The 16,521-nt window shown below is 42.5% G+C and carries 13 protein-coding genes; 7 read left to right on the top strand and 6 right to left on the bottom strand.

Going from position 1 to position 16,521, the window contains the following annotated elements; translation table 11 throughout:
- Nucleotides 1-42: 42 nt before the first annotated feature.
- From tatC to AC0SAP_RS07965, 3 genes are all read left to right on the top strand, one after another.
- Nucleotides 43-834, top strand: coding sequence for a twin-arginine translocase subunit TatC (tatC, locus tag AC0SAP_RS07975; RefSeq protein WP_473383798.1), 792 nt, complete (start codon nt 43-45; stop codon nt 832-834).
- A gap of 230 nt (nt 835-1,064) precedes the next feature.
- Complete coding sequence (gene gltX / locus AC0SAP_RS07970; protein WP_353623227.1) at nt 1,065-2,483, top strand: glutamate--tRNA ligase; 1,419 nt, start codon at nt 1,065-1,067, stop codon at nt 2,481-2,483.
- Nucleotides 2,484-2,739: 256 nt separating this feature from the next.
- The gene (locus AC0SAP_RS07965; protein WP_286483142.1) at nt 2,740-3,186 is read left to right on the top strand and encodes an OsmC family protein; all 447 of its coding nucleotides are present in this window, start codon (nt 2,740-2,742) and stop codon (nt 3,184-3,186) included.
- Nucleotides 3,187-3,335: 149 nt separating this feature from the next.
- On the opposite strand, the gene AC0SAP_RS07960 is transcribed toward AC0SAP_RS07965, so the two are convergent.
- Together AC0SAP_RS07960 and AC0SAP_RS07955 are read right to left on the bottom strand one after the other, a co-directional pair.
- Complete coding sequence (locus tag AC0SAP_RS07960) at nt 3,336-4,667, bottom strand: replication-associated recombination protein A (protein WP_286483141.1); 1,332 nt, start codon at nt 4,665-4,667, stop codon at nt 3,336-3,338.
- Between the two features lie 113 nt (nt 4,668-4,780).
- Complete coding sequence (locus AC0SAP_RS07955; protein WP_473383797.1) at nt 4,781-5,467, bottom strand: outer-membrane lipoprotein carrier protein LolA; 687 nt, start codon at nt 5,465-5,467, stop codon at nt 4,781-4,783.
- Between the two features lie 423 nt (nt 5,468-5,890).
- On the opposite strand from AC0SAP_RS07955, the gene gltS reads away from it, so the two are divergent.
- Nucleotides 5,891-7,144 (top strand): sodium/glutamate symporter, encoded by a 1,254-nt coding sequence (gltS, locus tag AC0SAP_RS07950; protein ID WP_473383824.1) that lies wholly within the window; start codon nt 5,891-5,893, stop codon nt 7,142-7,144.
- A gap of 238 nt (nt 7,145-7,382) precedes the next feature.
- On the opposite strand, the gene AC0SAP_RS07945 is transcribed toward gltS, so the two are convergent.
- Nucleotides 7,383-8,054, bottom strand: coding sequence for a phosphoglycolate phosphatase (locus tag AC0SAP_RS07945; protein WP_286483137.1), 672 nt, complete (start codon nt 8,052-8,054; stop codon nt 7,383-7,385).
- Between the two features lie 305 nt (nt 8,055-8,359).
- Here AC0SAP_RS07945 and AC0SAP_RS07940 point away from each other — a divergent pair, with 305 nt between their 5' ends.
- Together AC0SAP_RS07940 and AC0SAP_RS07935 are read left to right on the top strand one after the other, a co-directional pair.
- On the top strand, nt 8,360-8,698 hold the full coding sequence (locus AC0SAP_RS07940; protein ID WP_094568317.1) for a zinc ribbon domain-containing protein YjdM: 339 nt from the start codon (nt 8,360-8,362) through the stop codon (nt 8,696-8,698).
- Nucleotides 8,699-9,058: 360 nt separating this feature from the next.
- Complete coding sequence (locus AC0SAP_RS07935; RefSeq protein ID WP_353623225.1) at nt 9,059-10,132, top strand: zinc-dependent alcohol dehydrogenase family protein; 1,074 nt, start codon at nt 9,059-9,061, stop codon at nt 10,130-10,132.
- A 211-nt stretch (nt 10,133-10,343) separates the two neighbouring features.
- On the opposite strand, the gene AC0SAP_RS07930 is transcribed toward AC0SAP_RS07935, so the two are convergent.
- Nucleotides 10,344-12,683: a heavy metal translocating P-type ATPase gene (locus AC0SAP_RS07930; protein ID WP_473383796.1), complete on the bottom strand. Its 2,340-nt coding sequence runs from the start codon at nt 12,681-12,683 to the stop codon at nt 10,344-10,346.
- Between the two features lie 213 nt (nt 12,684-12,896).
- Between AC0SAP_RS07930 and AC0SAP_RS07925 the strand changes: the two genes are divergently transcribed.
- Complete coding sequence (locus AC0SAP_RS07925; RefSeq protein ID WP_473383795.1) at nt 12,897-13,358, top strand: MerR family transcriptional regulator; 462 nt, start codon at nt 12,897-12,899, stop codon at nt 13,356-13,358.
- Between the two features lie 143 nt (nt 13,359-13,501).
- Here the strand turns inward: AC0SAP_RS07925 and dauA are convergent, their stop codons facing one another.
- Together dauA and AC0SAP_RS07915 are read right to left on the bottom strand one after the other, a co-directional pair.
- A complete protein-coding gene (gene dauA, locus AC0SAP_RS07920; RefSeq protein WP_473383794.1) occupies nt 13,502-15,334 on the bottom strand; it encodes a C4-dicarboxylic acid transporter DauA in 1,833 nt (610 codons plus the stop codon).
- A gap of 160 nt (nt 15,335-15,494) precedes the next feature.
- Nucleotides 15,495-16,469: a peptidoglycan-binding domain-containing protein gene (locus AC0SAP_RS07915; protein ID WP_473383793.1), complete on the bottom strand. Its 975-nt coding sequence runs from the start codon at nt 16,467-16,469 to the stop codon at nt 15,495-15,497.
- Between the last annotated feature and the right edge of the window lie 52 nt (nt 16,470-16,521).

Genomic DNA, 16,521 nt, shown 5'->3' with positions numbered 1-16,521 from the left:
TGCATTTTAACCTCCGTTTATAACTCGATAGATATCCCGACTATGACAAATTCTACCGCTAAAGAACAATCCTTTATTCATCATCTTATTGAGCTTCGTGATCGCCTTATTCGTGCCGGTGCCGGGGTCTTAATTATCTTCTTAGCTCTCATCTACTTCCGTGATGATATCTATAACTTTGTCGCAACACCTCTTCTCAATGTCTTACCAGAAGGGGGGAAAATGATTGCTACCGATGTGATCGCACCCTTTATTGTCCCCATTAAATTAACGCTTTGGGTCTCCTTCTTTATTGCCATCCCTTGGGTGCTCTATCAAGTTTGGGGGTTTGTCGCACCGGGGCTCTATCAACATGAAAAGCGAGTGGCATTTCCCATCATTTTCTCAAGTGTTATTCTCTTCTATACAGGGATGGCATTTGCCTACTACGCCGTTATGCCCATTATGTTTAAGTTTCTCTCAGGGTCTGCGCCATCAGGCGTTGAAATGGCAACAGATATCGGCAAATATCTCTCAACAGTTTTACGCCTCTTCTTCTTCTTCGGAATTGTCTTTGAGATCCCCATTGTTCTCATTATCCTCATCTCTTTACAGATTATAAAAACGGAGAGTCTTGTAAAAAAACGTCCCTACATTATTGTGGGTGTTTTCACCGTTTCTGCCATTGCAACGCCCCCCGATCCCTTCTCAATGATTATCTTTGCAACCGCAGCACTACTTCTCTTTGAATTAGGCCTCTATATCGGTAAACGTATTGAGAAGAAAAGAGCGGCAAAATTAGCAGCAGAAGAGGGCTCTTTTGAGGTTACAAAACATGAGGATTCAGAAGCTTAAAGCCCCTCTCAAGAATGATTTATCTGCTCTTTAATTGAGTAAGAGTGCTATAATTATCCCCATTATAAGAGCGCCTTTATCGATAAAATCACTCCGATTAGGTCGATTAAATGGCACTCTTTATCTTATCTCTCAATCTCTTTTGTCCCCGATTTCGATAATCGATCGAGTGCCTGGCAGAAGATATTGACTATTTAATTCACCTTTTAAACTGGATAATGTGATCTATTATTATGGTTAAAACTCGCTTCGCCCCATCTCCAACGGGCTATCTCCATATCGGTGGCGCTAGAACTGCGCTCTTTTCTCATCTCTTTGCCCTTCACAACAAAGGTACAACCGTTTTGCGTATCGAAGATACCGATCTTGAGCGCTCAACACCTGAGGCAGTCGCGGCAATTATGGAGAGTTTAGAATGGTTAGGCTTTCAATATGACGAAGGTCCTTATTACCAAACTAAACGTTTTGATCGCTATAAAGAGGTTGTGGCTGAGCTCTTAGAGAAAGGTCATGCTTACTACTGCTACTGTACGCCTGAAGAGTTAGCCGAGATGCGTGCAAAAGCGGAAGCGAAGAAAGAAAAACCACGTTACGATGGTACGTGGCGCCCTGAGCCGGGCAAGACACTTCCTGAAATCCCAGAAGGTATTAAGCCTGTGGTTCGTTTTAAAAATCCACAAGTGGGCGTAACGAGCTTTACTGATCTCGTTCATGGAAACTTGAGCGTTCAAAATAGTGAGTTAGATGATCTTATTATCGCTCGTAGTGATGGTTCACCCACCTACAACTTCTGCGTTGTTGTTGATGATGTCGATATGGAGATCACCCATGTTATCCGTGGTGATGACCATATCAACAATACCTATCGTCAGGTCAATATCTTCAAAGCATTAGGCAAGCCCGTTCCTCACTTTGCTCATTTAGCGATGATTTTAGGAGATGATGGCCAAAAACTCTCTAAACGTCACGGTGCAGTAGGTGTGATGGAGTATTATGAGCGAGGCTTTCTCCCAGAAGCGGTGATCAACTATCTTGTTCGTCTCGGTTGGTCTCATGGCGATCAAGAAATCTTTACCTTCGAAGAGATGGTTCAATATTTTGATCTAAAAAATGTCTCTAAATCAGCAAGTGCTTTTAATACCTCAAAACTTCTCTGGCTCAATCAACATTATATGATCGAGAAAAATCCAGCAGAATTAGGACAATTGCTCAAGCCATTCTTAGAGAAAATTGGTATCCAAACAGAAACCACACCAGAATTTGATAACTTTCTCACAAAAGCAGTTGAAGCACATGTTAAACGTGCGGAAACATTAGTTGAGCTTGCGGAAATGATTAAATATCTCTTTATCGATGAGATTGAGATCGATGAAGCTGCAAAAGCAAAACAGCTTACGGAGGTATCAAAACCAGTACTCGAAGAGTTAGTCCGTGTTTTAGGTGATGTCACAGAATGGGAACCTGCAGAGCTTGATGCGGCAGTTAAAACTGTCACGAAAAATCTTGAAGTGGGAATGGGAAAAGTCGGTATGCCTCTTCGTACCGCAATCGTTGGGCGTACAAACTCCCCCAACCTTGATGAGACCCTCTATTTAGTCGGCAAAGAGCGAACGCTTGCACGATTAGAAAGAGCAATTGCTTCAATTTAAGCTCTTAAAATAGACTTAAGAAATCATTAAAAACTTACAAATAAAAATTTATAAATAAAGACTTTTAAAAACAGAGAGCCCTGCTAGCAACTATTGATGGCAGGGTTCTTTTTTGCCTGATTCAATTGTTCCTAAATTGAGAGAATATTTTATTACCCTCGATCTTTGCTACTATACTCCTTAAACATACCTAACAAATCATTTTTAATGATTTTACTGAATATTTGAATCAAAAATAGAGAGAAGGAGTTAAAAAATGGCAAAAGAGATAACCTCTGTAGAAACTCGATTAGAAGAGCAACTGCGTGTAACAGTGACCGCAAGAGAACACACCATTACACTTGATGAACCAGAAAACCTTGGAAGTAGTGATGCGGGAATGACCCCTATAGAAGCTCTTCTTGGTGCTTTAGGTGCATGCAAATGTATTGTTGCTAAAAGTTATGCTAAAAAATTTGATGTACAGTTTCGAGAAATTCGCGTAAAAGTTGAAGGAGAACTAGATGTTGATGGTTTTCTAGGAATCAACCCCGAAGCGAAGATAGGGCTTAGCCAAGTTAAGAGCCTCTATTACTTTGATTCCGATTCCCCTCGTGAAAAGATTGAAGCGCTGATTGCTTTTGTTGACAAGACCTGCCCTGTCGCAGATACCTTGATCAATACTCCCGACCTAGCATCAGAATTGATTATCTTAGATCAATAGCTATTTGAGTCTAATAGAGAAACTTCAAGTGATGATTCTAAACTAAAAACAGAATAGTTAATCAAACGAATTAAAATTAATCCTATTTCTCTACCATCAAAATCTAATCGATTGGTAGAGAAAATTAAAACTATAAAGCTCAACTACCCCTATGAAGATCGATTTTTTCTAGCCGCTTCATCTAACTGATCTAAAAACTTGAGCTTATCACCAATTTGTCGCTCTAATCCTCGATCTGTTGGGTAATACCACCTCATCTCATCCATGCCTTCAGGGAAATAGCGTTCGCCGGCAGCATAAGCGTTGGGCTCATCATGTGCATAACGGTAATGTTGCCCATGCCCGAGATCTGCCATCAATTTTGTAGGGGCATTACGAAGATGAAGGGGAACTGGTCGCGTCTGATCAGCTGCAACAAATTGCCTCGCTCTCTTAAAAGCCATATAACCTGCATTCGATTTTGCGGCACAGGCTAGATAGATCGCCGCTTGTGCTAAAGCAAGATCCCCTTCAGGACTTCCTAATCGCTCGTAAGTGGTTAATGCATCTGTGGCAATCTGTATCCCTCTAGGATCTGCAAGACCAACATCTTCCCAAGCAATCATCAGGATTCTTCGCCCAAGATAGCGAGGATCGACACCACCTTCCATCATCAACGAGAACCAATAGAGCGCAGCATCTGGATCAGAACCTCGAATCGACTTATGAAGAGCGGAGATCTGATCATAAAAATAATCACCCCCTTTATCAAAGCGCTTCGGCTGATTCGATAAGATCCGATCAACTAAGGGGCGACCAATCTCATACAGCTCATCATTTTTAGCCACTACAAGCAGCTGTTGAAGAAGATTCAATAACCGCCGGCCATCACCGCCGGCATACTCAACTAAACGCTCTGTTGCCGCTTCATCAAGCTGATATTGCGGATAATAACGGTTTAAAGCACGCTCAATTAAACGCTTTTGCGCCTCATCATCAAGTGGCGCGAGAAGATAGACCGAAGCGCGCGATAATAATGCTTGGTTAATCTCAAATGAGGGATTTTCTGTGGTTGCACCAATAAAGGTCACAAGACCCGATTCCACAAAAGGGAGTAGCGCATCCTGCTGACTCTTATTAAAACGATGAATCTCATCGATAAAGAGTATCGTTCTGCGACCTTGAAGTTGATAGCTTTCAGCCTCTTTAATCGCCTCTCGAATCTCCTTTACGCCTGAGAAGACAGCCGAAAGAGAGATAAACGCCGCATCAAATTCTTTCGCAATCAGATTGGCTAACGTTGTCTTTCCGACTCCGGGTGGCCCCCAAAAGATCATCGAATGGGGAACGCCACTTCGGAACGCTTCATAGAGTGGCTTTCCCTCACCTAAAAGCGCATCTTGCCCAACGACTTCCGCTAACGTTTGTGGTCGCGCTAAATCAGCTAGAGGGGAGAATTGTAACTTTGTCTCCTCTGCTAAGTCAGAAAAGAGATCTTTCATCTGTCTTATTCCATCCCATTACATTTTGTGATATTTCATAACGATTCATAACGCTCCATAACAATTCATAGCACTTAATGACATTCATTGGTGCACTTTTGAATCGGCATCTCTTACTTTGTCTCATCGATCACATCGACATCAGCAGGAATTGTAAAATCGAAGCGAGAAGCGGGGATCTCTCTATTTTCTTGAACACGTTTCATCACAAAAGAGATCTTTTGACCCGTAACATCCTCCACATTGAAGGAGTAGATTTTGCGATTGGCAAAGATGACCTGAATATCTTTCACCTCTAAGTCAGAATGCCCCATTTTAGGGGTTAAGAGATACTCTCGGCGATCTCTAACGGTTTTAATATCAAAATATTGATCTAAAGGCTCAGAGCTCAAGAGGATCTGCAAGACAGGATTATTGAGCACTTCAGAGAGAGGCTTAATAATTACCTGCATTAAATCGACATCGGAAAACCAAAACTTTTTGCCATTACTAATTAAAATTTGTTGATAAGGCTTCTGGTAATCGAAGAGAAATTTAGGGGATGATGTTCGCTCTTTCTGCCCCTTTTTCGAGGATAATTGTTGCTCTTTTTCTGTTAATACCCGATTATTTTTCTCAACGATCAATTCACCGGTAGTTGTATCAACACGATCTTTAGTGATAATCTCTTGTGTGAAATTGGCCTCGAGCGTCTCTAGATCTTGGAAATAATCGACAATAAACTTCTGATTTGCCAAAGTTATTGTTGGGGATAGAAGAAGACTCAAGGGAAGAATCCATTGTAAAAGTCGTTTTGTCATCGCTGATTGCCTCAGGTTAATTTTGCAAAGTTTTAGATCACTGAATTATAACAGATTGCCCTTTGCTATAGAATGTATCCTCATTGGCATACTGTTTGATCCGTCATTATCGAGGATCATCGTGCGCTTTAGTGCTTATCAATGCTCTAAACGCACATTTTAGAACTACCAACCCTAATGGAGAAGTATCTTCACATCGCTATTGGTATCCTCTTTGGTTCCTCTTTGGATGCTCTCTAGAAGTTTTTGAGATAACACTTGGAGATAACCGCTAGAGATAAGCTTTAGAGATACCTTTTAGAGATACTTCTTAGAGATATTTTTCGATTAGGGTATTGAGATAGAAGCCTTCTACTAGAAGGAGAATTGATTGAAAAATCGTTATTTTAGATATAGGAGTTACCCCTAATGATCAGCTCAAACATGATTTCGTTTGATGTATACGCCACGATCGTCATTGCTTGTTTAACCTTGCTTCTTGGTCGTGTTGTTGTCGCAAAAATCCCCCTCCTCGATCGTTTTACAATCCCAAGTCCTGTTGCTGGTGGATTGATTATTGCATTTACGATCTTAATCTTAAAAACTGTCTTCGACTTTGAAATCAAGTTCGATACAGCATTACAAACGCCATTAATGTTGATGTTCTTTGCAACAATCGGTCTTAATGCAAACTTCAAAAGCCTCCTCTCAGGGGGCGTCTCCCTCTTAATCTTCCTCTTTGTCGTGGTCATCTTCCTCTTAATTCAAAGTGGTGTTGGTATTGGCTTAGCAAAAGCACTAGGTATTGATCCACTGATGGGACTTCTCGCAGGTTCTATAACATTAGCAGGTGGCCACGGAACAGGCGCCGCTTGGGGCGAAGTTTTCTCCAAAGATTATGGTTTTACCAATGCAACAGAGATTGCAATGGCCTGTGCGACCTTTGGTCTTGTATTAGGAGGCTTAGTCGGTGGTCCTGTAGCGCGCATGCTCCTTCGTAAACGCCAAATGAATCTTGACACAACTATTATGGGGCAAGATCAAGATAAGGAAGCATCTGATGATATCACCGCCTTTGAACAACCCCGCGCAAGTCGTCGTATTACTTCAAATGCATTGATTGAGACCATTACCATGATTCTGATCTCAATCACTTTAGGAACCATTATCTCTGATGCACTCAACGGCACAAAATTTGCACTTCCTACCTTTGTTTGTGTCCTCTTTGTGGGTGTGATTATCAATAACATTCTCTCACTGATCAGTGATCAAATTATCTTTGAGCGCTCCGTCTCTATCGTTGGAAACGTCAGCCTCTCTCTCTTCCTTGCTATGGCATTGATGAGTCTTAAATTGTGGGAGCTTAAATCTCTCGCGATCCCAATGATCATTATCCTTGCGGTACAAGCAATTATTATGGCGCTCTATGCGGTCTTCATCACCTACAATGTGATGGGTCGTGGTTTAGATGGTGCTGTTTTCGCGGCAGGTCACTGTGGATTTGGTCTTGGGGCAACGCCTACAGCCATTGCTAATATGCAAGCGGTTACAGAGCGCTTTGGTCCTTCAAAAAAAGCCTTCCTAGTAGTACCGATGGTGGGGGCATTCTTTATCGATATCGTCAATGCGATTGTCATTAAACTCTATCTTATGACACCACTCTTCCCACAAGTTGCCTCTGCAGCTGTCGGTGGCTAATCGATAGAACATTAAAGTGTTGAAATGTTAATAGAGATAAGAGATTAACAAAACTCACAAAACCGATCGCTAAAGAGCAATCAGCAAGAAAAAGAGCTATAGATTAATGGAGAGCTTCAAATTTGAAATCACTCTCTGTTGCTATAGCTCTTTTCTCTTTTCGTCTTGCCATCTTGTCATTATAGATATTGATAGCTAACTAGATGAGATATCATCAGTCATGAAAAAGAGATTCTCTCTAAGATCGAATCTCCAAAATCGATAAGAGCTCTTCAAAATGATCGATCACATAGGTAGGATTCTCTTCTGAAATGAGCCGACCAAAGTTATAACCATAAGTGAGACCAACTGTTGCAACACCTGCCTCTTTTGCCGACTCAATATCATTGCGGGAATCTCCTACAAAAAGAAGCTCTTCGCGGTAAAGCCCAAAAGCCCCCAATGTCTGATAGATCGGTGCCGGATGCGGCTTTCTTGCAGCGACATCATCGGCGCCTAAAACAAGGTCAAAAAGTGATGTTAAAGAGAGATCCTTCAATAGTTGTGGTAAAAAACGTGATGGCTTATTAGTAATCATCGCTAAACGATAGCCCTGCTCTTTCAATGCGGTTAACGTCACACGCACGCCGGGATAGAGTTCATTTCCCTTCTTTAAAACATCAGCATAAAAACGATTAAAGAGATCATACGCCTCATCAAACTGTTCAAGCGTCAAATCTCCAGCATCTTTAAGGGCACTCTCTACTAAATTAATAGCGCCATTTCCAATCCAGACCGAGACTTTTTCAAAACCGGCAACAGGATACTCTAAAGTCTTTAACATCAGGTCGATCGCTTCCGTTAATCCTTTTGCACTATTAATCAATGTTCCATCAAGATCAAATGCTACCGCACTAATTTTTCTACTCATCTTATCCCCTTATAACAATTTACGGATCCTCAACAAGCTCGCTCATATGAGTTCACTCCACTATTATAGCGATTTCTCAATGAAACGCGTTGAGATCATGATCGAAGCAAAAGCGCTATTAAAATAGCAAAATAACTCAACAAGATTACTAAAAAATCATCAAGATAGCGCTTATCCTCCTCAATATTCACTTAACACCTCGATTTTTAACTCCTATTTAGGTATATTGCCTCAGTGCCGAATCGGCAGTTGCGCATCATATCGCACCGATTCAACCGATAAAATATTATTTGGGAGAGAATACAATGCATAATTTACCCCCTTGCCCAGAGTGTCAGATGACACATACCTATACCGATACAGAGTTCTACTTCTGCCCCGACTGTGGTCACGAGTGGCCAGTAAATGCCGAGGTGGTTGAAGAGGAGCAAAAACCGGTAACACGCGATGCTCATGGAACACCACTTCAAGATGGCGATTCGGTGACCGTTATCAAAGATCTCAAAGTTCGTGGCTCTTCAATGGTCGTTAAGCAAGGAACGATGATCAAAGATATCCGTATTATCGATGGCGATCACGATATCGACTGTAAAGTCAACGGAACGAGCTTACAGTTAAAATCAGAATTTATGAAAAAAGCGTAATCGTCACTTATCAAAAAAAGTGGCAACGAAGAAGAGCATTACAGATAGTGCTCTTTTTTTATACCTATCGAAGAAAGAGATAAAAACCCAAAAATATTAAATTATAATGATTTGCAGTATAGGGATATGGAAATATAAAAATATAGTGACATAGAGATATATCAATATCCACTTCTTAATATTATCACTTCATTATCAAAGACCTACTTAAAAAAAAGCTCAAATCCTCGATAAAAAGGGAATTAACACTGAAGATAAAGTGAATTTAGATTGTACTTTCAGGCAAGATATCCTACTATGAAACAGTATACTTTTTACTCAACTTTCCACAATACTAAGGAGAATGCTATGTCAGAAAGTATGAAAGCTATGGTCTATTATGGTGAAAATGATCTTCGTTTTGAAGAGCGCCCTATTCCCAAAATTTTAGCCCCCACAGATGCTATTGTAAAACTTACAAAGACAACGATCTGCGGCACTGACCTTGGTATTATGAAGGGTAAAAATCCCGAAATCGAGGCAACTGCTAAAGAGCGCGATGGTGAGTTTAATGGTCGAATTCTCGGTCATGAAGGGATTGGTATTATTGAAGAGGTCGGAAGCGCTGTTAAGAACTTTAAAAAAGGGGATAAAGTGATTATCTCCTGTGTCAGTCGCTGTGGTACTTGTGAAAACTGTCAAAAACAACTTAATGCTCACTGCCTCAATGAAGGTGGTTGGATTATGGGATATATGATCGATGGGACACAAGCAGAATATGTCCGTACTCCCTTTGCTGATACCTCCCTCTACCATCTTCCTAAAGAGTTAAGTGAAGATGTTGCGGTTCTTCTCTCTGATGCACTTCCAACCTCCCATGAAATTGGCGTTCAGTATGGGGATGTCAAACCGGGTGATACCGTTGCTATTGTTGGTGCCGGCCCGATCGGTATGGCAGCACTCTTAACCGCACAACTCTACTCGCCAAGTAAGATCATCGTTGCCGATACTGATCAGAATCGATTAGAGATGGCGCTCGAAATGGGTGCGACCGATGTTGTCAACTCAGCGACTGAAGATCCGATCGCAAAGATCCTCTCCCTCACGAATGGACGCGGCGTCGATTGTGCAATTGAAGCGGTGGGAATCCCCGCTACTTGGGATGTCTGTCAACATGTGGTTAAAGAGGGAGGCAATATTGCAAACGTCGGTGTTCATGGTCAACCTGTCAGCTTTGCGCTTGAAAAGCTCTGGATTAAAAATCTAAAAATCACAACAGGGCTTGTCAATGCAAATACCACCGATATGTTGCTAAAAACCTGCTGCTCCGGAAAGCTTCCTCTTGAGAAGATGATTACCCATCACTTTAAGTTCGATGATCTTGAACACGCCTATAAAGTCTTCAAAAATGCTGCTGATGAAAAAGCAATGAAGGTGATTATTGACTATCAGTAGCTCCACGACACATCAATATACCTAAATATAAAATATGGAAAGAGATGGTATCGTATGATATGGTATTAATGATATAAAAAGATATAAAAATATCCTACTAAACCATCAAGCCCCTTAAATAATCTTACAATCATACAAAAAGATCTTTAAGGGGCTCTTTTTTTGACTCGATAAAAAGATCGAGAGAGAAAAATAAGAGACAAAGATATCACTAATCTTCAAAATCCTCCTTTAAGATGCGTAGACTATTCATAATCACTAAAAGAGAAGCGCCGACATCTGCAAAAACCGCAGCCCACATGCTCTCATAACCGATAAAGATCGCAATAAAGAAGAGTGCTTTAATGCCTAAAGCCACCGCGATATTTTGCTTAATCAAAGTCACAGTACGGCGAGATACACGGAGAAAATAGGGAATTTTTGCAAGATCATCATCCATCAAAGCAACATGAGCAGTCTCAATCGAGATATCACTCCCCATCGTCCCCATCGCAAAACCGACATCCGCTTGTGCAAGCGCCGGGGCATCATTAATCCCATCACCAATCATGGCAATATGGTGATTCTCCTCTTGATAGCGCGTCAAAATTGTCAACTTATCTTCCGGCAATAGTGCGCCATACGCTTGATCGATCCCTACCGTTTCTGCCACATGATGAACCGCACCTTTGTGATCCCCCGAGAGCAATATCGGCGTAATGCCTAACCTTTTTAATGTTGAAAGCGTTGTTGCTGCATTCTCTTTAAGAGGATCTTCCACAATAAAGAGCGCTCGAATCTGACCGCGATAAGCAAAGAGTGTTAAGCTCGATCCTCTTGCCTCAGCGGCCTCAAGATGGGGAGCAATCATCTCAAGGGGAATCTGATGATTGAGCATCATCTTCCGATTACCTAGTAACAGGGCTTCTCCCTGCCACTCCCCTTTAACACCCTCTCCCGGAATCGCCATAAAGTGATCGATCTCTATTGCCGGTTGTAGATAGTGACTCACAATCGCCTGCGAAATAGGATGATCTGATCTTGCAGCTAGACTTACGGCTAAACGCTCAAGCTCATTGTCTAAAAGCGGAGCTACCTCTCCGGCATCAGTTAATGCAATAACTGAACTAAAGGTGGGTGCACCTCGTGTCAATGTACCGGTCTTATCAAAAGAGATATGGGTTAAATGTGCCCCTTTTTCAATATATTCTCCCCCTTTTACCAAAATTCCATGGCGCGCCAATTGTGTTAAAGCACTCACAATCGCCACAGGTGTAGAGATCACTAATGCACAAGGGCAAGCGATAATGAGAACCACCAATGCACGATAGATCGAATCAAACCAAGAGATTCCAAAAATCGGTGATAAGAGTGCGATTAAGAGCGCAACGATAAAGACAACCGGCGTATAGATAGCGGCAAAACGATCGATAAATCGCTGCACCGGCGCTTTCTTCACCTGTGCTGACTCTATCGTTTTAACGATCTTGGCTAATGTGGAATCTTTCGCTGTTGAAGTTGCCCGATATTCGATCTCCCCCTGTTGATTAATCGTCCCGGCATACACAGTCTCATCCACAGACTTATCTACAGGCAGACTCTCCCCGGTAATGGCCGATTCATCAAAACTCGATTCTCCGCGGGTAATAACACCATCTAAAGGTAATCTTCCCCCGGGAATAATCCGCAAAAGATCACCCTTTTTCACCTTCTCTACCGGCATCTCCACAATGCCTCTCTCTGTGACCACTTGGGCATTGTCAGGTGCAAGTTTTAATAATTTCTCGACCGCATTTTGTGCTTTTGTTAAAGAGTGTGCTTCGATCTTCTCCGAAAGTGTAAAGAGGAAGATCACCATCGCCGCTTCAGGAAAGATCCCAAGTAGTAACGCGCCGGTCACCGCAACACTCATCAAAGCATTAATATTGAGCGTTCGATTCTTAATGGCAACCCAACCTTTACGGTATGTTGAGAGCCCCACTAATGCAATCGCTAAAAAGGCAAAAAAGGCACTTCCCCAGCTGCTCCAATCAGCAAACTCAAAGAGTTCGGACGTTGCTGCTGCAAGACCCGATAGTATCAGACGCCAGCGTTCGCTCTTAGCATAGATCCCTTCAGGCCCACTCTCTGCAGTGATCCCACCGGTGATCTTCTGCGGTGTCATATTGAGTTTTCTGATCTTCTCTAAAAAAGGGGCTAACTCCCCTTTATGCACAATATAGAGCTCCCGTTTTAAATAGTTAAAATTGAGCGAATCAATCTCAGGGAAAGGGGCTAAAGCCCGCTCTATGAGCTTCGATTCCATCGGGCAATCCATCTCTTTAATATAGAGAACATCTTGTCGATATCCAGCAGGAATATCATGCTCTGTCGGCTCATACTCTTCCGCCGGAAGGGTACAACAGCCCTCCCCCTCATGATGCTTATGATCGTGATGATCATGATGATTACCCTCACAGTGATCATGCTCAGAGGTGAGGATTCGATCTTCATGATGAGCGTCATGACAATCGAAGCTTCTTTTTTCATCTCTATTACCGATTTCGCCGGCACAACAACTATCAATTCTCATCTTCTCTCCCATTTTCACACCGCCCTACAATAACCGTATCGATAGCACATCTTTGCATTCCTATCTTTTCTCTATTGATCTTATTAGACACCCTATAGTTGCTACAGGGTCAAGGAAATTTGTGTAGAATAGATAAGCAATGAAACACTCATTGGATGCGAAAAGAGTTACAAAAGGGATATAAAAGGAATATAAAAGGAAAGATCAATCAAAATGAAAAAGCAGATTATAGAGAACGAAAAAGCCTACTTAATTGGTGAATTAGCGACATTGAGCCGAGTGCCGGTTGAAACAATCCGCTTCTATGAGAAAGAGGCGCTACTCGATGCCCCGGAGCGAGCGCATAATAATTACCGCATCTATCGCCCTCATCACCTACAGCGACTGATTCTTATCCGTAATTGTCGCGCTTTTGATATGAGTCTCGATGAGATTCGACAAGTCATTGATGCTACAGAAAATGGGGAGGAAAGCTGCCTTCCCATCAATGAAATAATCCAAGATCATCTCTTCCATATCGATGAGCGAATTCAAGAATTAACCACCCTAAAAGCGATGCTCGCCGATATTCAAGCCCGCTGTACACAGAACCATACTGCGGATAACTGCTCAATTATCGACGAGATTCATCAACTCGATCCTGAAGAGAAGAAGCATCATAACCATCTCTCTTAATCCCTGCTTCTAATCCCTTCTCTTACTCCCTTACTGATCATCATAAAATAGGAATCGATAGGGGCGCTTCTATCAATCCCTATCAATCCCTCTATCAATTTCTCTATAAGTTCTTCTATAGATTGAGATAGAGATAATGATGATTAATGTGGAGTTTTCTCTTCTGACAGATCTTCAGAGAGGGAGCTTTCACAGATAGAACAGAGCGAGAAAGCGATCGTTTCTGCATCTTCCCGATCCTTCGCCCAGTGAAGACCTTCTCGCTTCTTCGGAGAAAGACCGGCTTTCCCTAAGACCGCTTTAGTATCATTATTTAAACCGGAAAGAACCACCTCAATCCCCTTTTTCTGCAGACGATCTAACATCGACTTAAAGGCAATTAAACCTGTTAAATCGATCATCGGCACCCGCTCGAGATAGATAATCATCACCTCAATCTGCTGATCAAGATAGGGTAAGCGATCGAGAGACTCAATGGTCTTTCTTGCCGGGCCAAAGAAGAAGGGGCCTCTGATCTCATAATGCAAAATAAGCGGGGCAGATTGCTCAAGCTCCTCTTCCAATTCCCCTTCAATTCCGCCGGCAAATTCTTGAGTCTCTGCTGCACCTTTACGCCCATTTTCAACAAAATCATCATCGAGGAAAAATTCTGTCTCAGTATAAGCGGACATTCTTGTCATAAAGAGGAAACTTGAGAGCACCATCCCTACTGCCACGGCAACAACCATATCGAAAACAACGGTCAAAATTAAACAGCTAAAGAGGACAGCCAAATCTGCTCTCGGCGCCATCTTTACCGTCTCTTTAAAGTAACGGACATCCGCCATACTCCAAGCGACCATCAATAACATCGCCCCCAAACTTGCCATCGGGAGATACCCTAATAATTTTGCAAAAAAGAGGAGCGTAAAGAGAACAAAAACCGCATGAATCACCCCGGCAATAGGTGTATTCCCACCCGCACGAATATTAGCCGCTGTTCGTGCAAGTGCCGCAGTTGCCGCAAATCCACCAAAGCAGGGAGCAATAATATTACCCACACCCTGCCCAATCAGCTCGGCATTGGGATTATGACGTGTATTCTTCATTCCATCGGCGACAACTGAGCAGAGAAGCGATTCGATCGCACCTAATACTGCAATCACAAAAGCACTCGGCAACAGCTCTTGAACCAATTTAAAAGAGAGGATACTCTCCCCTTCAGGATTGATCCAAGGCGCGCTAAATTCTGGGAGAAAGCTCGGAATTCCTTGATAGGTCTCTCCATGATGCTCATAACTAAAGACAGAGTAGATAGTCCGAAATTCAAAACCCATCTGCGCAAGGAAAACTCCCACAAGTGCACTCACCCCTAATACAATGAGATGGGGCGGCATCCGATGAAAAAATTTGGGGAGAATAATGAGCCCCGCGAGGGTAAAAATAGCTAACCCAAGATCAACAATAGAGAGCCGTGGCAACATCTGAAAGATGGCAATGATGCGCTCAATAAAGCCATCGGCTTGAAGTGGATCATCGATTCCTAAAAGATCGGGAATCTGCGTCATAGCAATGACAATCGCTATACCGGTACTAAATCCCGCCGTTACAGGATAAGGGACATAGTGAATCATCCTACCCACGCGAAATAGCCCCATCAAAACTAAGATAACGCCGGCCATACTAGTGGCGAGGATAAGTCCCGTTAATCCATATTGACTCGTAATCGGCTGTAAGATAACGATAAAAGCGGCTGTAGGCCCGGAGATATTGAAACGCGAACCCCCACAAATTGCAATAAAAAAACCGGCAACGATAGAGGTATAGAGTCCATATTGTGGGGCAACACCTGTATTGATTGCTAAAGCCATCGAAAGTGGCACCGCAATCATCCCTACCGTCAAACCTCCCATCAAATCTTGCCGTAATTTTTGCAGATTGTATCCCTGCAACATCTGCACAAAAGGAATTTTCCAAAACCAACTGAATGCCTTCATTCTTGACCTCAACTTATTCCTAACGCAATACAATAGATAACGATTGAAGAGAGCGCAGCGTAACTTATCTAAAACTTATCTAAAACTTATTCCAAATTTCCCCGATAACACGATCTATTTATGGATCTATTTATGAATCTATTTAAGTCTAGCCTGCTTCTTAAAAACAGGGCTTAATACCCAGCTTTTTTAGATCTGCTTCTGTCGCAATGCCATCTGCACGCAATCCATTCTCTTTTTGATAATGGTAGAGCGCTTTTGCAGTCGCACCGTTAAAGATTCCCTTATCGATATCTGCTTCCTCTAAAAAATCTAACTGCATCAATGCTTCTTGTAGCTGTCGTACCGGCATTCCGACAGAACCTTGTAATAATCGAAGAGAACAATCTCCTTGAGCAATCGCTTCTAAGTGGCGAACATGTGTCAAAAGATAGCGGAAAGATAATCCAATCTCTAAAGGTGACGGCATTGCTGACTGTCCGGCATAGATACGAAATTGTTGATACCAACCTGTCGGCATTGCCGGCGGACGATGATCTCCCTCGATCACCTGACATCCCGCTGAAGAGAATGAGATCCCATCGGGTCTTAACTCACTCTGTGCACTATGAATATGATCATTCACCACCGATAACGTTGCCACCCCGCGACTAAGACGATATTGATGATCAGGCTGATAGAAGCGCCATGCCAATACAGGCTGAGAACGGCTCAGACGAAAAGCCCCCTCTTCAAAAGGACGATGACTCGGCTCATGCGCTCCGACAATATAGTGATAAGCACCACTTCCTAAACAGTTTGCGATCTGTTTATCTGGGGATGCAATCTGCTTCTCTTGCCATCTCCGGTGAGGAATCGTTGATGCCGGAAAGAGAGCAATCTCTCCTGTTACTCTATTCCAAATCCCAAGTAGACAGCGAAGAGACTCCCCATCTAACTCATTTTCAATGAGTGTCACTTCCGGCAGCCACCTGCCATATTGCGCATCCACTAACTTTCCGGCACGAATACCAAAGAGCACCTTTTCACCCGAAAGGGGGTAAGCGCAACTCTCAGATAGGCGCGCTAAAGTTGCCGCACTAAAGGTGAATGATCTTAAAGATGGTGCGATCGTAATATGTGCAGTATCAATCATTTATCGACTCTCTCAAAAAGGGAAATAGTGCAAATACTCTACCATATTCACC

It is taken from the genome of Ignatzschineria sp. PL_is040 (assembly GCF_055813795.1).
Note: the sequence above shows the minus strand (reverse complement) of the source record. Positions and strands in the feature narration are given on the sequence as shown.

Excerpts from the sequence above, each read along its gene's own strand:
- dauA (WP_473383794.1), bottom strand. The coding sequence starts at position 15,334 with ATGAAGGCATTCAGTTGGTTTTGGAAAATTCCTTTTGTGCAGATGTTG.
- AC0SAP_RS07965 (WP_286483142.1), top strand. The coding sequence starts at position 2,740 with ATGGCAAAAGAGATAACCTCTGTAGAAACTCGATTAGAAGAGCAACTG.
- AC0SAP_RS07925 (WP_473383795.1), top strand. The coding sequence starts at position 12,897 with ATGAAAAAGCAGATTATAGAGAACGAAAAAGCCTACTTAATTGGTGAA.
- AC0SAP_RS07945 (WP_286483137.1), bottom strand. The coding sequence starts at position 8,054 with ATGAGTAGAAAAATTAGTGCGGTAGCATTTGATCTTGATGGAACATTG.
- AC0SAP_RS07960 (WP_286483141.1), bottom strand. The coding sequence starts at position 4,667 with ATGAAAGATCTCTTTTCTGACTTAGCAGAGGAGACAAAGTTACAATTC.
- tatC (WP_473383798.1), top strand. The coding sequence starts at position 43 with ATGACAAATTCTACCGCTAAAGAACAATCCTTTATTCATCATCTTATT.
- AC0SAP_RS07940 (WP_094568317.1), top strand. The coding sequence starts at position 8,360 with ATGCATAATTTACCCCCTTGCCCAGAGTGTCAGATGACACATACCTAT.
- AC0SAP_RS07930 (WP_473383796.1), bottom strand. The coding sequence starts at position 12,683 with ATGAGAATTGATAGTTGTTGTGCCGGCGAAATCGGTAATAGAGATGAA.
- gltS (WP_473383824.1), top strand. The coding sequence starts at position 5,891 with ATGATTTCGTTTGATGTATACGCCACGATCGTCATTGCTTGTTTAACC.
- AC0SAP_RS07935 (WP_353623225.1), top strand. The coding sequence starts at position 9,059 with ATGAAAGCTATGGTCTATTATGGTGAAAATGATCTTCGTTTTGAAGAG.
- AC0SAP_RS07915 (WP_473383793.1), bottom strand. The coding sequence starts at position 16,469 with ATGATTGATACTGCACATATTACGATCGCACCATCTTTAAGATCATTC.
- AC0SAP_RS07955 (WP_473383797.1), bottom strand. The coding sequence starts at position 5,467 with ATGACAAAACGACTTTTACAATGGATTCTTCCCTTGAGTCTTCTTCTA.